The following is a 15,119-nucleotide window of genomic DNA, read 5'->3' as shown; positions in this document are numbered from 1 at the left end:
GCGACCAGCATGAGTCAATTTTTCAATACATTACAAGCCGAAACACAGAAAGAACGTGACTACCTTTTAGCTGCGCCGATTATTGGCCGCGTTTTTAAAGGTGAAGTAAGCCTAAGTGAATATGCATCGTTCTTAACGCAAGCTTATCACCATGTTAAGCACACTGTACCACTGTTGATGGCAGTCGGTGCAAAGCTGAGCGATAAACAAGAGTGGCTGCGCGAAGCTGTTGCAGAATACATCGAAGAAGAGTTAGGCCACCAAGAATGGGTGCTGAACGATATTGCAGCATGCGGTTTTGATAAAGAGCAAGTGCGTCATTCTCGCCCACAGTTTTCGACCGAGTTAATGGTGTCGTACGCCTACGATGCAATTAATCGCGGTAACCCATTGGCATTCTTTGGCATGGTTCATGTGCTTGAAGGCACTTCGATTGCATTAGCCGATAATGCAGCAGGGCAAATCCGTGAGGTTGTAGGTTTACCTAAAAAGGCGTTTACCTACCTTACTTCGCACGGTGCACTTGATATTGAACACGTGAAGTTTTTCGAAAACCTCATGAACAAAATTGATAACGAGGACGATCAGCAAGCCATCATTCACGCCGCAAAATGTTTTTATAAATTGTACGGCAATATTTTCCGTGACCTCGATTCAGAACCTTTCTTTAGCGAGGCTGACTTGGAGCAAAGCGCATGAGTAGCCCAGTTTGTGTGCTAACCGGTGCAACAGGGGGCATTGGCCGTGCTATTGCCCTTCGCCTTGCAAAAGAAGGTTGGCGTTTATTACTCGTTGGTCGAAATGTGAAGGAACTTGCTGCACTGCAATTGGAATGTGGCAATGATGCTGAGTATTTTCAGGCTGACCTTAGTAACAGTGAATCTCGCGATGACCTAGCTAAGTTTGCTCAGCAGATTGGCGGGGCAACGTTACTAATCAATAACGCAGGCGTTAATGTAATGCAGGGGTTTAGTGAAATTAGCGAACAGCAAATTGATCATCTGTTAAATATTAACCTACATGTGCCAATTAAATTGTGTCAGCTGTTTTTACCACAAGTGACCCGCAATAAAGGCACGATTGTCAATATTGGTTCATCGTTTGGCAGCATTGGTTATCCGTATCAAACCTTGTACTGCGCAAGCAAGTTTGGCCTAAGAGGGATGACCGAAGCCCTTGCCAGAGAGCTCAGCCACAGCGATGTGAAAGTATTGTATTTAGCGCCTCGTGCCACCGATACCGCGATTAATTCGCCGCAAGTACGCGCGATGAACAAAGAGCTGGGTAACACCATGGATCCGCCAGAAAAAGTGGCTGATGCATTAATAGATTTAATTAAATCAAAAAAACGTCGTCGTTTTATTGGTTTTCCAGAAACATTATTTGCCCGTATTAACGGCGCATTTCCATCACTCGTTGATAACGCAATAGCAAAACAACTTCCTAAAATTAAAAGTTTTTTTGCCAACTAAATTGATCAAGGTGAATGATTATGACTAAACTAAATTTAAAAGCCCTAATGATGTTAGGTGTTATCATGGCTGCGCCTGCAAAAGCCGACTTTAATAGCGATTTAAGTTCGGTGCAAAAGCAGTGGGCAGTGGTTAATTACGAATTAGTTGACGATGCGCAGTTAGATGCATTCGAAAAGTTAGCGAGCGAAACCGCAGAGTTTAGCAAAGCCAACGACCAGCAAGCAGCCAGCCATATTTGGTACGGTATTGTGTTATCGAGCTATGCAGGTGCAAAAGGGGGCTTAGGCGCGCTAGGTCTTGCAAAAGATGCGAAAGCACAATTTGAAAAAGCGCTAAGCCTAGATCCAAAAGCGCTTGATGGCTCGGCATACACAAGCCTTGCAACCTTATACGGTAAAGTACCAGGTTGGCCTATTGGTTTTGGTGATGACGATGAAGCGAAAAAACTGTTTAAGCAAGCGCTTGAGCTAAACCCGCGTGGTATCGATAGCAACTATTTATATGCGTCATTCCTATATGACGAGCGCAAGTATAAATCAGCTAGAGAGTTTTTATTGGTTGCACAGCAAGCGCCAGCGCGCCCTGAAAGACCCAAAGCAGATCTTTACCGCCAACAAGAAATTACTAAACTATTGGCTAAGGTAGAGAAAAAAATAAAGAGATAAGCTATGCATTTATTGCTCGTTGAAGACGACCATTTAGTGGCAGAAGGCCTGTGTCGTTCTTTACGTCAACAAGGATACAGTGTTGAACATAGTTCGACCGTTAAGTCAGCGATGCAATGGCTGCAAAATGATGAAATTGAGCTGGTAGTCCTTGATTTAGGACTACCAGACGGTGATGGTATCGACATTTTAAAACACATCAAAAAGCATCGTAAAAACCTGCCCGTGGTGATTTTAACTGCTCGGGGCAGTATTGATGATAAAGTCATGGGGCTTGATTTAGGTGCTGATGACTACCTAGCAAAACCCTTTGATCCCGCTGAGCTGTTTGCCCGTCTTCGGGTTGCCAGCAGGCGTGTGACCCAAGCACAAACCAGCACTTTAAAAGTTGGTGATGTTGAAATGGACACCGCCGCTTTTACCGTGAGCTTTCAAGGTGAGCCAGTAAACTTGCCGCGCAAAGAGTTTATGCTCCTTAAAGCCTTGCTAGAAAACCAAGGTCGCGTGCAATCAAAACAGCAGTTAGAAAGTAAACTGTACGAATGGGGCGAAGAGGTGGGTTCTAATACCATCGAAGTACACATTCATCACTTGCGTAAAAAATTCCCAAAAGAGTTTATTAAAACCTTGCGCGGCATTGGTTATGTGGTGGGTAAACGCTAGTGTCAATTCGTAAAAGGCTGACTCTACTTATATTGTCTATGGTGATCTTAACCTGCTTTTTGGCATTTACTAAAGGTTACCGTGAAAGTATGAATCAGGCTGAAGCACTGCTCGATAACGAGCTGGTAACGCTGGCACATGTGTTAATCGAGCAGCCACTCAGTAAAGAAACCCCAGCTTATACCAGTGATTTACCGCAGTTATTGTTTCAAGTTTGGGTTGATGACAGCTTGGCCTCAAGCTCAAAATCATTGCAGCAAAATCTTAGCAATCAAAGTCAGTGGCAAACAGGGTTTAGTGTTGAGAACTTGGCTGGGCAACGAGTCAAAGTGTATCGCTTAAGCGAAGGCAATAAGCGGGTGCTTATTGCAGAGCCTTTGAGTAAACGTGTGGCACTAACCGAAACTGTGATTTTGTCGGCCATGACGCCGCTGTTATGGAGTGTGCCTATCCTTGCTCTCCTTATTAGTGTGTTTGTAAAACAAGGGCTTGCGCCACTAACTCGGTTATCAAATCAACTCAAACATCGTCAAGCAAATGACTTTACAGCTATTCCTTGGCAAACCCCAGAGCAAGAAATAAAACCCGTAATTAGCCGCTTAAACGATCTATTCAAACGAGTTGAAAGTGCTTATTTACGAGAGCGCTTTTTTGCCTCAGATGCGGCCCATGAACTGCGTACCCCGCTCAGTAGTTTAAAAATCAATGTGCATAATTTAGTAGCTCAAGGAATTGAGAGTATTGAGCTTGATGCGATGGAAAAAGGCGTTGATAAGCTGAGCAATATCGTTGAACAAATGCTGATTTTGGGGCGTACCTATCCAGAGCAATGGCAAGCGCAATTTAGCCCCGTGTCGGTGTTAGAAATTAGCCAGCAGGTTGCTTCACAACTTTATGATCGTATTGACGAAAAAGAGCACACAATTAGCATTGATGGCGATGATTTTATCATCGCCGGTGACGAATTCACCTTAGTTACTTTGTTTGGCAATTTACTGAGTAACGCCATAAAATATACCCCAGCTGCGGGAGAGATTTGTATTACTCTGAAAACCGAAAACAATCGTTTTATCTGGCAAATAGATGACTCGGGCCCCGGTATTGATGAAGCTCAAAAACAGCGTATTTTTAACCGTTTTTACCGTGTGGGTGGCGATAAACATCCATCAGGTGAACAAGGAGCCGGGCTTGGTATGGCCATTGTTGAACATATAGTTTCGATTTATAGCGCTGATATTGCTTTAGCTGACAGTCACCTTGGTGGCTTGCGGGTGAGTGTCTCTTTTATGCAAGGAGATGTCAGTGAATAAATGGATTTTGGCAATTTCTATGTTGTTACTATATATGTCGTCTTGGCTTGCCTATGCCAAAGAGTACAAGCTGATTTTAAAAGATCACTTGTTTTACCCAGCTGAAATTAAAGTTCCTGCCAATAAAAAGCTACGTTTACTCATCGAAAACCAAGATGACACGCCAGAAGAGTTCGATAGCTTTGACTTAAACCGCGAAAAAGTGCTTTATCCGGGGCGCACAAGTGTCATTTATATCGGACCACTCAGCCCTGGGCGTTATGACTTTTTTGGTGAATTTTCGCCTAATACAGCCAGAGGAACTGTCGTGGCTACGGAGGCGAATGATGCTGATAACTAGTTTATTAATGAGCATTAATCAGCTTTTGCCTGTGGTGATTTTAGCCGTGCTTTTGAGTTTAATTGTGCCTTTAAGTCAGCGCCAACTGAGTATTTATGCAGTGATTGGTACGCTACTAAGCTTAGTGTTTGTGCAAGGCGCTGCTTGGCTGAGTCAGTTATTTGATCACAGAGGCTTAGAGTTTATTCAAATGCTACTGTGTATTGTGATCTTTATCGCTGCATTAATTAGCTGTCAGCAACGAAGCATAGCGGCTGCGCTGGCCTTGATTGCAACCATGACCTTGTATTTAAGCCATTATATGATTTATTTAGTCAGTTTTTGGCACAGTAAAGATGCTGCTGAGCCATTGATACTGGGTACATCTTTAGGTGTGGGCATTTGTATTAGCTTTGGCGTGTTGTTGTTCTTTTTGCTTGAGAGTATTGCTAAGCGCGTAGGCGAGCAGCCATTGGTTGTGTTGCTTGCCTTAAATGCAACAGCAAAGCTATTAATATTTCTTGATTTAGCAAGTCAGATCGATTTACTCGATGTGACCTCAAATTATTTAGATTGGCGTGGGTTTTTAGTTGAAAACTCAGAGCTTGGGCGCGTATTAAAAGCCTTAGTAGGTTACGAAGCTACGCCAAGCAAAACCGCGCTATGGGTGTATATCATTGCTACGTTGGGGTTTATCGCTTTAGCCCACGTTTTAAAAATTAAAAAGACCAAGGAGCCAGTATGCGGTTCTTAATAGTTAGTTTAAGTTGCTTGTTTTTATTAAGTATTAGCCAAGTTGCTCAGGCTGATGGCATGGTAGTTGATAAAGTGTATCACCCTTATGTATTGCCTTTTGAGCGTGAAGTTGAGTGGCGTTTGGTATCCAGGCAAACAGATAGCGGCAATGTCCTTGCACAGCGTGCAGGCTTTGGCGGCGCAATTAACGACACCATGAGCCTTGAGGGCTACTTAGTTGGCGAGCGCGATGATAACGGTGACTTTGGTTTATCTTCGTATGAAGTGGAGTTACGTTGGCAGTTGGTCGAACAAGGCCGTTTGTGGGCCGATTGGGGAGCGTTATTTGAGCTTGAAAAGCAGCATAATATCGATGCATACGAAGCAACAACTGGGTTTTTATGGGAAAAAGAGTTTGGCCGTACAAGCCTGACTATGAACGCATTTTTAGTGTATGAATGGGGCGCTGATATTGAAAACGAGTGGGAAAGTGAGTTTCGCTTGCAGTACCGTTACCGCTATCGTTCGGCATTTCAACCATCGATAGAAATCTATGCGGGAGAGGACTTTTTTGGGGTTGGCCCAGGCTTTATTGGGCTACACAGATTTAGCCCTAAACGCCAGTTAAAATGGGAAGCGGGTTTTATTAGTGAGCTTAGTCAATCGGGCAAAGATCACAGCTTTCGTTTAGCACTTGAGTTTGAGTTTTAAGGACTGTTTTAGTTACTTTAAAGTAGCTCAAGTGCCCAGTTTATATAGCCTAAGCAAACGATAGTATTTGACATATTCTGGCAACTCTATATAGTGAGCGGTAGCTAAAAAGCGTGTAATTAATAAATCTTTATTTCGTTGTTGTATAAGTAATACTTGTAGTACCGTCCTGAAGTTTTTAAGTTCCATCTGATTTTTTGCTACACCCGCCCACTACGGGCAATATTTAATTTTTTATATCAGGAATATGACTATGTCTAACGTTGTTTCAGGTACAGTTAAGTGGTTTAACGAATCTAAAGGTTTTGGTTTCATCGAGCAAGAAAATGGTCCAGACGTTTTCGCTCACTTCAGCGCTATCCAATCTGAAGGTTTCAAAACTTTAGCTGAAGGCCAACGTGTAGAGTTCACTCTATCACAAGGTCAAAAAGGCCCTCAAGCGGACAACATCAAGCCGCTATAATTTTACTGAAAAGTAAAGTTGAGAAGAAGCAAGCTACGGCTTGCTTTTTTTATGCCTAAAAATTGACTGAGCTAGTGAATATTTCTATATTTAATGCAGCTATGTCATTAGAGTGTATTAATTATCTTAAAATATTTGTTGTTAGCATGCCTAAGCTTTGCACCTGTAGTATTGGCAAAAGATAGTGTCACCATCTACACCGAGCAATTTCCGCCGTATAACTTCTCAAATAAAGGGCATTTAGAAGGCATAAACCTCGAGTTTGTTAAAGCAATGTGTGTTGATGCAGACATTGAATGTCAATTCGAGCTCTTACCTTGGTCTCGGGCGTATCACTTAGCTCAGCAAAAGCCGCTGTCAGGTCTGGTCTCTACAGCACGTATTCCCGACCGTGAAGAGTTATTCAAGTGGATTGGTCCAATGGCTTCCTCTCGTAACTTTTTTTATCGCTTACAATCAAATGACCGCATTAATCCCATCGACTTATCGCAAGTAAAAGATCATAGCTTATGTGTTGTTAGAGATAGCATTTACGAAAAGTTTGTAGAAAGCATTGGCTTTGAAGGTGATAAAAATCTTCTTAAAGTGAGTCACTATTACGAGTGTATTAACTTATTTTTCAAAAACAAAATAGAGCTCATTATTGGCTCGGAGCTGTCGTTTAAATACCAATTAATGCAGTATGGTCACCAAGGTAGAGAAGTGGTTAAGTTGGTTGAGTTGCCACTTAATGGCACGGTTGGTAACTTTCTAGCGTTAAATAAGGCATTACCCGAAGAGCTCCTAAGCCGATTACAGGCAAGTTATGACAAGCTCAGTAAGCAAGGGTTACTAGAGACATATATTGAGCAATATAAAGCGAATTAAGGTCGCTGTGCGAGCATCATCACTGCATTGTATTTTGGTGTGCTCATTACCTCATTAAACGCTGCTTTTAGGGCATTTACATAGCGCTCATCGCTATTAATATTTGCGGCGAGATAGCCTTTCATGGTTAAAAAGTCGATTGCATGAGCAAAGCTGAAACGAGCTTCATCCAGTGCTAATTGCTCAGCCATAGCCGCAATATAGTTCTTATCATCAATGATTAAATCAACCTTGCCCGACATCAACAGCTGATACGACTTATTGATATCAGAGGTATATACCACAGTATAACCGCGCTCTGTTAAGCGCTGCGCTGCTAGGTCATGACGTTGTACCGCTATCTTATATTGCTTGGCTTGCTCATTTGAAGTGATGTTTATATCGCTGCGAGAGCTCAACTTAACAAAGCCCATTTGGTAGGTTGCCACTTCACCAATCCAATGAAAGTGTTTTTCGCGTTCAGCAGTTTTCGCCATACTGTAAATAAAGATATTCGGTTTCTTCAGTGCCATATTGTAAGCACGGGCCCAAGGGTAGAGTTCTATATTCGCGTTCAAATTAGCTTTGGCAAAAATCGCTTTCACTAACTCGGTGCTCTCACCGGCAACTTGGTTATTGATTAGGGTTTGGTTAGGTGGTGACAGTTCAGTCACAACGGTTAGGGTCGGCGTGCACAGTGCTGGCCAACTTAAGAAAAGAATTAGCAAATAAAGTCGAAAATAATTCATTTATGTACTTAAAAGGACTTAGTAAATAAATCTTAGCACATAAAACGATAAAAGGGCCTTGCGGCCCTTGGTGAAGTATCGTTCAAGTCAGATAGACCTTTAACCCCTTAAAGTCCTATCCTATTGTTTTGCAACTACGGCTCATCTCATTAAGTTTCTAAGCTAGCGAGAGGAAAAAACCTGCAATTGCTGCACTCATGAGGTTAGCCATAGATCCTGCTAACACTGCTCTGAGCCCTAAGCGTGCGATATCCTTTCGCCGACTAGGCGCCATACCGCCTAATCCACCTAGTAAAATTGCTATCGATGATAAGTTAGCAAACCCACATAACGCGAATGTGACAATCGCTTGTGTGTGCGCACTTAACGTATCGCGATAATTAATAAAGTCGAGGTAAGCAACAAATTCGTTAACTACAACCTTCTGACCTATAAAACTGCCTGCGATTACTGCTTCGTTCCACGGTACACCTAATAACCATGCAACTGGAGCGAATACGTAACCTAAAATTTCTTGTAGCGTTAATGTTGGATGATCAAACCAACCACCAATACCGCCTAATAACCCATTTAGAAGTGCAATAAGTGCTACGAAAGCAAGTAACATCGCACCTACGTTAAGTGCTAGTTGCATACCGTTTGCGGCACCTGATGCGGCTGCATCAATTACGTTAACCGGTTTTTCTTCTTGTACGTCTAAATCAGCTAAATCTTCTTTCGGTGTTTCGGTCTCTGGCACAATCATTTTTGCCATTAAGAAACCACCTGGTGCTGCCATAAAGCTGGCTGCAATTAAGTATTTAAGCTCTACACCAATTGTTACGTAACCTGCCATAACAGAACCGGCTACGGTAGCAAGGCCACCTACCATTACCGCAAATAGCTCTGACTTAGTCATGCTGGCGATAAATGGTTTAACAATCAATGGTGCTTCTGTTTGGCCAACGAAAATATTGGCGGTTGCAGAAAGCGATTCAGGGCGCGAGGTTTTCAATAGCTTTTGTAAGCCACCGCCTAGAATCTTGATTATCCAATCCATCACCCCGATGTGATACAACACAGCAACGAGTGCTGAGAAGAACACGATAACGGGCAATACTTGTATCGCAAAAATAAACCCTAAAGTATCTTGTGATGCCAGTGAGCCAAATAAGAAGCTAATCCCGTCATTGGCATAACCAATAACTGATGAGACTCCTCGAGACATACTTGCCAGTACGTTTTTGCCCACTTCAAAGAACAAGACAAAGCCACCAATTAACACTTGAAGTAAAAAGGCGATGCCCACAGTTCTTAAATTAATTGCTTTACGGTTCGTAGAAGCCGCAAAAGCAATGCCTAGTAGCACAACAATGCCTACTAAGCTCATAAATGTTGTCATACTGACTGTTTCCCGTTGTTATTGTTGCAGTAAATATTTTATTTTACTTTTAATTATATCAATGGCAACGCGATTCATACCGCCGCGTGTGACTACGAGATCAGCTTTGTGCTTAGATGGCTCAATAAACTGATAAAACATAGGTCGCACTGTCGCTTGATATTGATCAACAACGGACTGTAATGTTCTGCCACGCTGCTCCATATCTCGTTGCATACGGCGCATAAGGCAGATATCTAACGGTGTATCAATGAACACCTTAATATCAAATTCTTTTCGAAGTGCCGGATCACTCAATAGCAAAATACCTTCAACGATAAGTACTTTTGCAGGTGCCACTCGGCGCGTTTCATCGCTACGAGTATGCATTGCATAGTCATAAGTTGGTACGTCTACTGATTTTCCAGCGCGCAATTGAAGTAAGTGCTCATGCAAAAGCTCATGCTCGAAAGCATCAGGATGGTCGTAATTGGTTTGCGTTCGATGGTCAAACGGCAAATGCGACTGGTCTTTGTAATAAGCATCTTCTTCGATCACTGCGATCGCGCCCGGTTCAAGCTCATTGACTAATTCGTTATAAATTGTCTTGCTAAAAAGAGACTTGCCCGACGCAGATGCGCCAGCAATAGCTATAATTGTTCGTGTCACTAAAGTTCTCGCCCACACAGAAGGAAACATTGTTAGGTAGATCACAATAGCAAAAAAGACACGATTAATCTCTTTTGCTTCGCTTAGAGATGCAAATTTATAATGTTTCTGTTTTATGAAACAGGACTTATGTCCTGTACCAAAAATTCGAAGAGCATATAAAGTATTCACATATTGATAACGAGGTACCCATGGCAAGAGCACTCATCTTAATGGCAGATAGCCTAGGAATTGGCGCAGCACCTGACGCAGAGAAGTTTGGTGATGTAGGCGCAAATACCTTTGCTCATTTACTTAAAGCCTACGCAGAAGAAACAGGTGAGCACTTATCGCTGCCTAATCTTACCCGTTTAGGTTTAGCTGATGCATGCGAAGCCGCAGGTAAAGAACCTTGTTTAGTTAGTGACCGCCAAGCACCTATTGGCGCATGGGGTTACGCTAAAGAGTTATCAAGTGGTAAAGACACGCCTTCAGGGCACTGGGAGATGGCCGGTGTACCTGTGTTATTTGATTGGGGTTACTTCCCTAATACACAGCCGTGTTTTCCACAAGAATTTGTTGATGAGCTAATTGCTCGCGCAGGCATTCCTGGCATTTTAGGTAACTGTTATGCCTCAGGAACAACCATTTTAGAACAGCTAGGTGAAGAACATATGCAAACCGGTATGCCGATTTGCTACACCTCAGTTGATAGCGTGTTTCAAATAGCCGCGCACGAAGAATCATTTGGACTGGAGAAACTTTATCAGGTTTGCGAAATCGCACGGGCGCTGCTTGATGAAATGAACATAGGAAGAGTGATTGCGCGGCCATTTTTGGGTTCGAGCCGTGACGATTTTGCCCGTACAGGCAATCGTCGTGACTATTCGGTGCTGCCACCGTCGCCAACCTTGCTTGATAAATTATCGCAAGACGGCGGTGAAGTGATCAGTATTGGTAAAATTGCCGATATCTATGCGCACCAAGGCATCACCCAAAAACACAAAGCGCCAGGGCTAATGAACTTACTTGAGAAAACCTCAGAAGTAATCGCAAGCGCACCTGACCATAGTTTGATTTTTACAAACTTAGTTGATTTTGATGAAAAGTACGGTCATCGCCGTAATGCAGTTGGCTATGCTAAAGCATTAAAAGAGTTTGATGATTACCTACCGACCATCTTAAATCAGCTAAATAGTGATGATGTGTTAATTATCACAGCCGATCACGGATGTGATCCAACAGCAGCAGGTACTGACCATACACGTGAATACGTGCCAGTACTTGCATACCAACCGGGAATGACAAACACCCCGCTTGGAGAACGAGCTAGTTTTGCAGACATAGGTCAAACCCTTGCCCAGTGGTTTAACCTTCCTGCACTTGAATACGGTGATAGTTTTAACGACAAGCTATTAGCGAACAAAAAAGGAAACCAATAATGAGTACTCCTCATATCAGCGCCAATGTAGGCGAATTTGCAGAAACGGTATTAATGCCGGGTGATCCGCTTCGCGCTCAATACATTGCTGAAAACTTTTTAGATGACGCAAAACAAGTAACAGGCGTTCGTAATATGTATGGTTTTACCGGTACCTACAAAGGTAAACCAGTTAGTATTATGGGCTCTGGTATGGGTATTCCATCAATGTCAATTTATGCCCGTGAATTGATCGTTAGTTACGGCGTTAAAAATCTAATCCGTATTGGTACCTGTGGCGGTATTGGTAGCGATATCAAAATCCGTGACGTTATCTTTGCACAAGGTGCAAGCACAGATTCAAACGTAAACCGTGCGCGCGTACGTGGTTACGACTTTGCTGCAATTGCTGATTTTGGTTTATTACTTAACGGCGTAAACGCAGCAAAAGAATTAGGCATTGAAGCGAAAGTAGGCAATGTATTTACAACCGATACATTTTACCAAGCAGATAACACATTCTATCAAGAATTAGACAAGCTAGGCGTACTTGCTGTTGATATGGAAACAGCTGGCATGTACGGCGTAGCTGCTGAATATGGCGCAAAAGCGATGGCACTATTTACTGTAAGTGACCACGTAATCACTGGTGAAGCGACACCAAGTGAAGAGCGTCAAAGCACCTTTAACGAAATGGTTAAAATTGCTTTAGAATCAATTTAAATAAGTTCCTTGGTAACGTATTCACTGAAATTTGGAAACACGCCCAAAGTGAAGTGAGACTAACCTCAAAGCCGCATTTATGCGGCTTTTTTTATAGCTACTTATTTACCTCGCGTAAAATCCTGCCCGCATCTCGCAACCGCCCTTTAAAACTTGAAAATTCAACTAATTGTTGCCACTTTTAATAGAGGAACAACAATTGAGGATGTGTATGTCTAATTGGGTTGAAGCTAAGGTAAAAGACGTTAAATGGTGGACTGACTCATTATTTAGCTTAATCGTTAATGCCGATGTTGAGCCATTCACGGCGGGGCAGTTTACAAAGCTTGCGATGCAAGTAGGTGATAAACGTGTAGCTCGTGCATATTCTTATGTGAATGCGCCGAACAATCCCGACCTCGAGTTTTATCTGATTAATGTGAAAGACGGGCAACTTTCTCAACAACTCGCACAATTAAAGCCGGGTGACTCTGTGACTATAGAGCGCCGCGCGACAGGTTTTTTTACCCTTGATGAAGTACCAAGCAGTGAGCAGCTCTATATGCTGAGTACAGGTACTGCGCTTGGCCCTTTTATTTCAATATTAGAGCAGGGCGAAGTGTGGCAAAAGTTTGAGCATGTTCATTTAGTGCATGGAGTTCGCTTTAATGAGGACTTAAGTTATCAAGAGCGCATTAAAGCGCTACAGCAGCAGTACCCAAATCTTTGCTATTCACCGGTAGTCAGCCGAGAGTCAGCCACAATCGGTTTTAATGGCCGGATCACAGACGTAATTAAAGATCATCGTTTATTTGATGTAATAGGGCGCCCAACTGTACCTGATACCGTACAATTTATGATTTGCGGTAACCCACAAATGGTAAAAGATACTACGGCTATTTTGCTAGAGCTTGGTTTTAGCCGCAACAGACGCCGTGAACCAGGGCAGATTACAGTAGAGCAATATTGGTAAAAAACTATGCCAAATAGCTAGAATTTGCTACCTTAGCGCCTCAAATCAGGAATGATGCATTTAGGAAAAGTATGAAACCGTTATTTTTTGCAATCAGTTTATTATTCTCTTGGCAGTCAATTGCAAGTGACGAAACCACCGAACAAACCCAACCTCAAACGAGCAATGAACAAAAAGCCGAAAAGAAGGACGTACCTAGCTTAGAGTTTATTGAAGAAAAGCCAGCTACAGAGCAAAAATCAGCGTCTGAAACTGAAAAAGCGACTGTAGAAGCCGCTCAAGTAGAAGAAAAAGCTGAAGAAGCTGCGAAGGCAACGAGTGAAACAACGACAAGCAGCGACGAACAAAAAGCGACAGCCGCAGCCTTAAAAGCGGTTGCAGAAGTTGATGATAGCAAAGTACTCGGTACACAAACCCCTGCACCTGCAGAGCAACCAAAAACAGTTGCCGAAAAACAGCAAGCCGTCGCAGAAGCAGAAAAAGCCGTTAACCAAGCTAAAGAAGCACTAACAGCGAAGCAGCAAGAAAAAGCTCGTCAGTCACGTGAATCAATGGCAGTGATTGAACAGCTGATTGCTGCTTATAATGCTCGTAACATTGATGCTTTTATTAAGATGTACGATGAAAACGTTGAGTTTTATACATTCCCGAATGAGTTGATGTTCACCGGTAAAGAAAAACTCATTGCACGATACGGCATCATGTTTAAAAAGCTAAAGTGCATTAAATCATCGCCGATTAAACGCATTGTACTTGGCAACATCGTGATTGATCACGAACTCTCTGAAACCTGTTCACAAGACCCAAAAGTCGTCGACAAGCGCTCAGAGTTCGTCACCAGCTACAAAATAGAGAATGGCAAAATAACCAAAGTGTTATTCTTCCGTTAGAAAAAAGAGCAGCCCAGCTGCTCTTTTTTTATGGGGTCAAGTTACAAGTTAGCGAGCTACAAGAGTAAAGTTAGCGAGAGTAAAGTTAGCGAGTTTCGAGGTAGCAGCGATTTTACATCGCGTCCTAGCGCCTAGCACCTAGAACCCAGAACTCGCCTATGACGCGGGATAAACCCGCTGCTTCATGTAGGCGTGAAACTTGTTTCGCGCGTCTGATCGCTGAAGGCTTCTATATGTTGGGTGTCGCTCCGCTCGACCCAACCTACCTGGAAAGTGAAAAGGTCGAATGCTGAGAAGAACACTCGACCTAAATAACACCACAGATCTGCTGACATCTAATATCTGACCTCTAAAGACTAGAAACCAGCGATTTTACATCGCGTCCTAGCGCCTAGTACTCTTTCACATATATTTTGATCAGTTGCCCTTACTTAAATTCAGGTAACTGATCTTTTTCAATCAATAATTCAATACTCCTGCTTTTTCCAGTAACTGATGTTATAAATTTCTTCTTCTTAAGAACTGAAATCATTGAATGAACACTCGAAGATGCGGTTCCAAAGTAGCGCTCAAAATCACTTTCAGCAGGCGCAACCCCATTCACTTTTGTGTAGTAATAAATAAATGCTAAATACTGACCTTGCTTTGCTGTAAACAGTGACGACTCTTCTTTATTCATAATGAACTTTTACCCTAATCAGCGATCCTTTAACTCATATAAACTTACTTAATATTGTTATGAACCGAAAGTATATTGTTGAATTATCAGAAGAAGAAAAACAAGAATTAGTAGACTATTGCAAAAAAGGCATGGTCAATGTTCGAAAGTACAAGCGTGCTGCTATTTTGTTAAAAGCAGACCGTTGTAGATATACAACAGAGCAAATATGTGAAGCAGTTCAAGTGAGTTCTTCAACCGTATTTCGAGTCAAACGCCAGTTCGTTGAAGAGAATCTAGCGGCAGCTATGAATGAAGGTGCACGAAGTGGTGCAATGAGAAAAACCTCTGCAAAAGATGACGCAACGTTAATCGCCACAGCTTGTACTAGGCCGCCAACAGGTCACTCTAGATGGACATTATCTTTACTTGGAGAGCGATTAGTTACATTAACAGATTTAGATAGTATCTCGTATGAAACAATACGGAGACGTCTTAAAGAGAATGCACTAAAACCATGGCAAAAAAAGAT

19 protein-coding genes are annotated in these 15,119 nt (G+C 42.5%); 15 read left to right on the top strand and 4 right to left on the bottom strand.

The window, feature by feature from the left end; genetic code table 11:
• Positions 1–9: 9 nt before the first annotated feature.
• The 10 genes from HUS61_RS21505 (at position 10) to HUS61_RS04825 (ending at position 7,208) form a co-directional block, all read left to right on the top strand.
• On the top strand, positions 10–699 hold the full coding sequence (locus tag HUS61_RS21505) for a TenA family transcriptional regulator (protein WP_208855495.1): 690 nt from the start codon (positions 10–12) through the stop codon (positions 697–699).
• Complete coding sequence (locus tag HUS61_RS04865; protein ID WP_175081362.1) at positions 696–1,472, top strand: SDR family oxidoreductase; 777 nt, start codon at positions 696–698, stop codon at positions 1,470–1,472. The genes HUS61_RS21505 and HUS61_RS04865 overlap by 4 nt, the downstream gene beginning before the upstream one ends.
• Positions 1,473–1,492: 20 nt before the next feature.
• Positions 1,493–2,140: a tetratricopeptide repeat protein gene (locus HUS61_RS04860; protein WP_062565412.1), complete on the top strand. Its 648-nt coding sequence runs from the start codon at positions 1,493–1,495 to the stop codon at positions 2,138–2,140.
• Positions 2,141–2,143: 3 nt separating this feature from the next.
• Positions 2,144–2,803 (top strand): response regulator transcription factor, encoded by a 660-nt coding sequence (locus HUS61_RS04855; RefSeq protein ID WP_063528423.1) that lies wholly within the window; start codon positions 2,144–2,146, stop codon positions 2,801–2,803.
• Positions 2,803–4,113 (top strand): ATP-binding protein, encoded by a 1,311-nt coding sequence (locus HUS61_RS04850; protein WP_175081361.1) that lies wholly within the window; start codon positions 2,803–2,805, stop codon positions 4,111–4,113. The genes HUS61_RS04855 and HUS61_RS04850 overlap by 1 nt, the downstream gene beginning before the upstream one ends.
• A gap of 19 nt (positions 4,114–4,132) precedes the next feature.
• Positions 4,133–4,453 (top strand): cupredoxin domain-containing protein, encoded by a 321-nt coding sequence (locus HUS61_RS04845; protein ID WP_175081707.1) that lies wholly within the window; start codon positions 4,133–4,135, stop codon positions 4,451–4,453.
• Positions 4,437–5,186, top strand: coding sequence for an iron transporter (locus HUS61_RS04840; protein ID WP_258535935.1), 750 nt, complete (start codon positions 4,437–4,439; stop codon positions 5,184–5,186). Before HUS61_RS04845 ends, HUS61_RS04840 begins: the two co-directional genes overlap by 17 nt.
• Positions 5,174–5,878 carry a hypothetical protein gene (locus HUS61_RS04835; protein ID WP_175081360.1) on the top strand — a complete coding sequence of 235 codons (705 nt, stop codon included), beginning with the start codon at positions 5,174–5,176 and terminating at the stop codon, positions 5,876–5,878. Before HUS61_RS04840 ends, HUS61_RS04835 begins: the two co-directional genes overlap by 13 nt.
• Before the next feature lie 253 nt (positions 5,879–6,131).
• Positions 6,132–6,341 (top strand): cold-shock protein, encoded by a 210-nt coding sequence (locus HUS61_RS04830; protein WP_119852743.1) that lies wholly within the window; start codon positions 6,132–6,134, stop codon positions 6,339–6,341.
• Between the two features lie 171 nt (positions 6,342–6,512).
• Positions 6,513–7,208: an ABC transporter substrate-binding protein gene (locus HUS61_RS04825; protein WP_252950150.1), complete on the top strand. Its 696-nt coding sequence runs from the start codon at positions 6,513–6,515 to the stop codon at positions 7,206–7,208.
• Here HUS61_RS04825 and HUS61_RS04820 read toward each other — a convergent pair.
• The 3 genes from HUS61_RS04820 to udk all read right to left on the bottom strand — a co-directional run bounded on the left by HUS61_RS04820 (position 7,205) and on the right by udk (position 9,965).
• Positions 7,205–7,936: an ABC transporter substrate-binding protein gene (locus HUS61_RS04820; RefSeq protein ID WP_175081358.1), complete on the bottom strand. Its 732-nt coding sequence runs from the start codon at positions 7,934–7,936 to the stop codon at positions 7,205–7,207. The two genes, HUS61_RS04825 and HUS61_RS04820, sit on opposite strands and share 4 nt — an antisense overlap.
• A 157-nt stretch (positions 7,937–8,093) precedes the next feature.
• Positions 8,094–9,317 (bottom strand): NupC/NupG family nucleoside CNT transporter, encoded by a 1,224-nt coding sequence (locus HUS61_RS04815; RefSeq protein WP_054563193.1) that lies wholly within the window; start codon positions 9,315–9,317, stop codon positions 8,094–8,096.
• An 18-nt stretch (positions 9,318–9,335) separates the two neighbouring features.
• Positions 9,336–9,965 (bottom strand): uridine kinase, encoded by a 630-nt coding sequence (gene udk, locus HUS61_RS04810; protein ID WP_054553619.1) that lies wholly within the window; start codon positions 9,963–9,965, stop codon positions 9,336–9,338.
• 191 nt (positions 9,966–10,156) lie between these two features.
• Between udk and HUS61_RS04805 the strand changes: the two genes are divergently transcribed.
• The 4 genes from HUS61_RS04805 to HUS61_RS04790 all read left to right on the top strand — a co-directional run bounded on the left by HUS61_RS04805 (position 10,157) and on the right by HUS61_RS04790 (position 13,929).
• Positions 10,157–11,386 (top strand): phosphopentomutase, encoded by a 1,230-nt coding sequence (locus HUS61_RS04805; RefSeq protein WP_063528418.1) that lies wholly within the window; start codon positions 10,157–10,159, stop codon positions 11,384–11,386.
• Positions 11,386–12,087: a purine-nucleoside phosphorylase gene (gene deoD, locus HUS61_RS04800; RefSeq protein ID WP_036972525.1), complete on the top strand. Its 702-nt coding sequence runs from the start codon at positions 11,386–11,388 to the stop codon at positions 12,085–12,087. Before HUS61_RS04805 ends, deoD begins: the two co-directional genes overlap by 1 nt.
• A gap of 211 nt (positions 12,088–12,298) precedes the next feature.
• Complete coding sequence (locus HUS61_RS04795) at positions 12,299–13,039, top strand: ferredoxin--NADP reductase (protein ID WP_175081357.1); 741 nt, start codon at positions 12,299–12,301, stop codon at positions 13,037–13,039.
• Between the two features lie 71 nt (positions 13,040–13,110).
• Entirely contained in the window at positions 13,111–13,929 is an 819-nt protein-coding gene (locus HUS61_RS04790) for a nuclear transport factor 2 family protein (RefSeq protein WP_175081356.1), read from the top strand.
• 427 nt (positions 13,930–14,356) lie between these two features.
• Here the strand turns inward: HUS61_RS04790 and HUS61_RS04785 are convergent, their stop codons facing one another.
• Positions 14,357–14,608, bottom strand: a complete 252-nt coding sequence (locus tag HUS61_RS04785; RefSeq protein WP_175081355.1) for a LexA family transcriptional regulator — start codon at positions 14,606–14,608, stop codon at positions 14,357–14,359.
• Between the two features lie 59 nt (positions 14,609–14,667).
• Here HUS61_RS04785 and HUS61_RS04780 point away from each other — a divergent pair.
• The coding region (locus HUS61_RS04780) for a helix-turn-helix domain-containing protein (RefSeq protein ID WP_175081354.1) at positions 14,668–15,119 on the top strand (452 nt) is incomplete at its 3' end.

The organism is Pseudoalteromonas sp. 0802 (genome assembly GCF_013350085.1).
Lineage (GTDB): Bacteria > Pseudomonadota > Gammaproteobacteria > Enterobacterales > Alteromonadaceae > Pseudoalteromonas.
This window is presented reverse-complemented; position numbering and strand designations above follow the sequence as displayed.

Bases quoted from the DNA above. Each gene is read 5' to 3' on its own strand.
- HUS61_RS04830 (WP_119852743.1), top strand. From the start codon at position 6,132: ATGTCTAACGTTGTTTCAGGTACAGTTAAGTGGTTTAACGAATCTAAA.
- HUS61_RS04820 (WP_175081358.1), bottom strand. From the start codon at position 7,936: ATGAATTATTTTCGACTTTATTTGCTAATTCTTTTCTTAAGTTGGCCA.
- HUS61_RS04855 (WP_063528423.1), top strand. From the start codon at position 2,144: ATGCATTTATTGCTCGTTGAAGACGACCATTTAGTGGCAGAAGGCCTG.
- HUS61_RS21505 (WP_208855495.1), top strand. From the start codon at position 10: ATGAGTCAATTTTTCAATACATTACAAGCCGAAACACAGAAAGAACGT.
- HUS61_RS04790 (WP_175081356.1), top strand. From the start codon at position 13,111: ATGAAACCGTTATTTTTTGCAATCAGTTTATTATTCTCTTGGCAGTCA.
- HUS61_RS04785 (WP_175081355.1), bottom strand. From the start codon at position 14,608: ATGAATAAAGAAGAGTCGTCACTGTTTACAGCAAAGCAAGGTCAGTAT.
- HUS61_RS04840 (WP_258535935.1), top strand. From the start codon at position 4,437: ATGATGCTGATAACTAGTTTATTAATGAGCATTAATCAGCTTTTGCCT.
- HUS61_RS04845 (WP_175081707.1), top strand. From the start codon at position 4,133: ATGTTGTTACTATATATGTCGTCTTGGCTTGCCTATGCCAAAGAGTAC.
- HUS61_RS04795 (WP_175081357.1), top strand. From the start codon at position 12,299: ATGTCTAATTGGGTTGAAGCTAAGGTAAAAGACGTTAAATGGTGGACT.
- HUS61_RS04865 (WP_175081362.1), top strand. From the start codon at position 696: ATGAGTAGCCCAGTTTGTGTGCTAACCGGTGCAACAGGGGGCATTGGC.
- HUS61_RS04815 (WP_054563193.1), bottom strand. From the start codon at position 9,317: ATGACAACATTTATGAGCTTAGTAGGCATTGTTGTGCTACTAGGCATT.
- HUS61_RS04835 (WP_175081360.1), top strand. From the start codon at position 5,174: ATGCGGTTCTTAATAGTTAGTTTAAGTTGCTTGTTTTTATTAAGTATT.
- deoD (WP_036972525.1), top strand. From the start codon at position 11,386: ATGAGTACTCCTCATATCAGCGCCAATGTAGGCGAATTTGCAGAAACG.
- HUS61_RS04805 (WP_063528418.1), top strand. From the start codon at position 10,157: ATGGCAAGAGCACTCATCTTAATGGCAGATAGCCTAGGAATTGGCGCA.
- HUS61_RS04860 (WP_062565412.1), top strand. From the start codon at position 1,493: ATGACTAAACTAAATTTAAAAGCCCTAATGATGTTAGGTGTTATCATG.